The following is a 2305-nucleotide window of genomic DNA, read 5'->3' on the forward strand; positions in this document are numbered from 1 at the left end:
CATTTCTTCCGCGGTAAGGATCATCCCGGCGGCGGTGACCAGGTCTTTTTCCAGGGCCATGCCTCTCCCGGGATGTATGCCCGGGCGTTTATGGAAGGCCGGTTGTCCGAGGAGGACCTGGACGGTTTCCGGCAGGAGAAATCCAAGGAGGGCCACGCGCTTTCCTCGTACCCGCATCCTCGGTTGATGCCGGAGTTCTGGGAATTCCCCACGGTTTCGATGGGCATCGGGCCGATGAACGCGATTTATCAGGCGCAGTCCAACCGGTATCTGGCCAACCGCGGTATCAAGGACACCTCGGACCAGCAGGTCTGGGCGTTCCTGGGTGATGGGGAAATGGACGAGCCGGAGTCCCGGGGCCTGCTCCAGCTCGCCGCGAACGACAAGCTCGATAACCTGAACTTCGTGATCAACTGCAACCTCCAGCGCCTCGACGGGCCCGTGCGGGGCAACGGCAAGATCATGCAGGAACTCGAGGCATTCTTCCGCGGCGCGGGCTGGAACGTGATCAAGGTCGTTTGGGGCCGGGAGTGGGATGACCTCCTGGCCAAGGACGAGGACGGTTCGCTGGTGAAGATCATGAACGAAACCGTCGACGGCGATTACCAGACGTACAAGGCCGAGTCCGGTGCGTTTGTCCGGGAGCACTTCTTCGGCCAGACTCCGCAGACCAAGGAAATGGTCCAGGACCTCACCGATGACCAGATCTGGAACCTCAAGCGCGGCGGCCACGACTACAACAAGGTCTACGCCGCGTACAAGGCCGCGACCGAGTTCAAGGGCAAACCCACCGTTATCCTGGCCCACACGGTCAAGGGCTACGGCCTGGGTACCCACTTCGAGGGCCGCAACGCCACGCACCAGATGAAGAAACTCACCCTCGCGGACCTGAAGGCTTTCCGGGACCACCTGCGTATCCCGATCACGGACGACCAGCTCGAAGGGGACCTCTACCGGCCCCCGTACTACCACCCCGGCATGGACTCCCCGGAGATCAAGTACCTGATGGAACGCCGGGCCGCGCTCGGCGGCTTCGTTCCCGAACGCCGCTCCAAGCACACCGAGGTCACCCTGCCGCAGGAGAAGGTCTACGAAGTCGCCAACCGCGGCTCCGGCAAGCAGCTGGCGGCCACGACCATGGCCTTCGTCCGGCTCCTGAAGGACCTGATGCGGGATAAGGAGTTCGGTGCCCGGATCGTTCCGATCATCCCGGACGAGGCCCGGACCTTCGGGATGGACGCGTTCTTCCCGACCGCGAAGATCTACAACCCGAACGGGCAGAACTACCTCTCCGTGGACCGTGAACTGGTCCTGGCGTACAAGGAGTCCATCTCCGGGCAGATCGTGCACGCCGGCATCAACGAGGCCGGTTCCGTCGCGGCGTTCACCGCCGCGGGCACCTCCTACGCCACCCACGGGGAGCCGCTGATCCCGATCTACGTCTTCTACTCGATGTTCGGTTTCCAGCGGACCGGGGATTCGTTCTGGGCCGCCGCGGACCAGATGACCCGCGGGTTCATCATCGGCGCCACGGCCGGCCGCACCACCCTGACCGGTGAAGGCCTGCAGCACGCCGATGGCCACTCCCCGGTCCTGGCCGCGACCAACCCGGCCGTGATGACCTACGATCCGGCCTACGGGTACGAGATCGGCGTGATCATGCGCGATGGCCTGAACCGGATGTACGGTCCGGGGCCGGCGGATAACGACCCGTCACGGAACGTGATGTACTACATCACCGTTTACAACGAGCCGATCTCCCAGCCGGCAGCACCGGCGGAACTGGACGTCGAGGGCATCATCAAGGGCATCTACCTGCTCGCGCCGGCCAAGATCGATGGCCCGCGCACGCAGATCCTCGCCTCCGGCGTGTCCGTCCCGTGGGCCCTGGAAGCCCAGAAAGTCCTCGCCGAGGACTGGGGCGTCTCCGCCGACGTCTGGTCCGTGACGTCCTGGACCGAACTGCGCCGCGATGCCATGGCCGCTGAGGAAGATGCGTTCCTGAACCCAGGCAAGCCCGCACGCGTCCCGTTCGTCACCGAACAACTCGCCGGCGCCACCGGACCGATCGTCGCCGTGACCGACTACATGAAAGCCGTGCCCGACCAGATCCGCCAGTTCATCCCGAACGAGTTCGCCTCCCTAGGCGCGGACGGCTTCGGCTTCTCCGACACCCGCGCCGCAGCACGACGCTTCTTCAAGAACGACATCCACTCAGTGGTCGTCCGTTCCCTGCAGATGCTCGCCCGCCGCGGCGAAGTAGACGCCCAAGCACCCGCCCAGGCAATCGAAAAATACCGCCTGC

General features: G+C 64.6%; 1 protein-coding gene. It reads left to right on the forward strand.

Features of this window, described 5'->3' with window-relative positions:
* On the forward strand, positions 1-2305 hold a 2305-nt coding region (gene aceE / locus QK287_RS18335; protein WP_282361123.1), incomplete at both ends, for a pyruvate dehydrogenase (acetyl-transferring), homodimeric type.

The sequence above is a fragment of the Arthrobacter sp. AL05 genome (assembly GCF_029960715.1).
Lineage (GTDB): Bacteria > Actinomycetota > Actinomycetes > Actinomycetales > Micrococcaceae > Arthrobacter.